We start from the raw sequence: 1,899 nt of genomic DNA, 5'->3' as shown, positions 1-1,899 counted from the left end.
TGAACCAATTGGAAGGTTTTTTAAGCTTAGAAAACTTTTTTTCTTCTCTAAAATCAAGACAAGCAGTAGTTTTTTTGTTCACAATAAAAAAACCCATTTTGCAATCTATTCTAACCTTTGTCTATCACCCTATGAAAATCATCCGTTCCGTGCTTTTACTGCTCTTTCCCCTAATAATTTATTCCTGCGAAAGCTCCTACAATTCTTCGGGATGGGATACATCTAAGGTTCAGATTGCCCGTGATGAATTTGGAGTACCACATATTTTTGGGCAGACAGACGCTGATGTGGCCTATGGATTGGCATGGGCACATGCCGAAGATGATTTTGAAACCATCCAAAAAACATTGCTTGCCGGAAAGAGGATGGTGGGTCGGGTGTATGGTCAGGATGGCGCTGCGGTGGATTTCTTCGGACATTTATTGCAGACCATTGAAATTGCAGAAGCCAAATATGATTCCGGCTATTCCAAAGAATTCAAAGCCATTTTGGAAGCCTATGCGGCAGGAATGAATGACTTTGCTTTGGCACATCCTGAAAAGGTATTATTGGAAAAGGCTTTCCCAGTGAATACAAAAGAAATCACAGCTGCCTACATACTTTCACTTGCCCAGATGTCAGGCGCCGATCGAGCCGTTCAGCAAATTGTTTCAGGAAAAGTTGAAACCGTTCCTTTTGATACCAATCCCAAAGGCTCCAATGCCATCGCCATCCACCCTTCAAGGACTGATACAGGAGAGGCTTTTCTCGCCATCAATTCCCACCAACCCCTTGACGGACCTGTGGCTTGGTACGAAGCACATCTCCATTCTGAAGAAGGCTGGAATATCCTTGGAGGGCTTTTCCCCGGTGGAGCGATGATTTTTCATGGAGTAAATGAGCATCTGGGTTGGGCACACACGGTTAATTTCCCCGATCTCTTGGATCTTTATCAATTGGAAATCAATCCTGAGAACGAAGACCAATACAAGGTAGATGGAGAATGGCTGGAATTGGAAAATGAGACCATTTGGCTTAGGGTAAAACTTTGGGATCTGATTACAATTCCTTTTCCAAAAAAAATCTGGAAAAGCATCTATGGACCCACTCTTGTCACGGACCAAGGAGCATTTTCCATCAGACTTGGGGCCTTAGAGCGGATTGGTGCTCCGGAACAATGGTGGCGAATGAACAAATCCAGGAATTTTAAAGAATTCAGTGAAGCCATGTCTCAGATGGAACTGACAAGTTTCAACACAGTATACGCCGACAAATACGATACAATTTTTTATGTAAGCAATGGCCTGATCCCTATCCGGGATCAATTTATTGATTTCACAGGTACAGTGGCAGGAAATACCAAAAAAGCCTTGTGGACAGATTATCATGACTTTGAGGATTTGCCACAGCAATATAATCCGGGTTCGGGCTACCTTTTCAATACCAATCATTCCCCTTTCAAAGCAAGCGGATTGGCCGACAATCTTAATCCAGACAATTACCCGAAATCGATGAATTACCTCCTTCGGGACAATAACCGGTCGACGCGCTTCCGGGAATTGATGCCCGACAGCGGAAGAATTTCATTCGAGCAGTTCAAAGAGATCAAATACGATGGACAATTACCCGAAAATTTGGCTTTCCGTACCAATATGGAATCCCTTTTTGGCCTGATCCCGGACAAGTACCCGGAAATCTCCAAGCAGATCGAAACTATCAACAACTGGGATAAACGCTCGGGAACCGAAAGTGAAGGGGCGGCGGTTTTTGCCTTTGTCTACTATTATTGGTGGGACAAATTCGCTGAAAACGGCAGAAGTTGGGAAACAATACTTACGGAGGAAGAAGCTGTAGAAAGTCTGACAGCTGCCAAAGCTCATTTTCAAACCCACTTTGGAAAAGAATTGGTGACTTTGGGAG

At 43.8% G+C, this 1,899-nt stretch carries 1 protein-coding gene; it reads left to right on the top strand.

Annotated elements, in window-relative coordinates; translation table 11 throughout:
* Positions 1-149: 149 nt before the first annotated feature.
* On the top strand, positions 150-1,899 hold a 1,750-nt coding region (locus ACZFYI_RS19840), incomplete at its 3' end, for a penicillin acylase family protein (RefSeq protein WP_462525852.1).

This window comes from Aquiflexum sp. (assembly GCF_977115555.1).
This window is presented reverse-complemented; position numbering and strand designations above follow the sequence as displayed.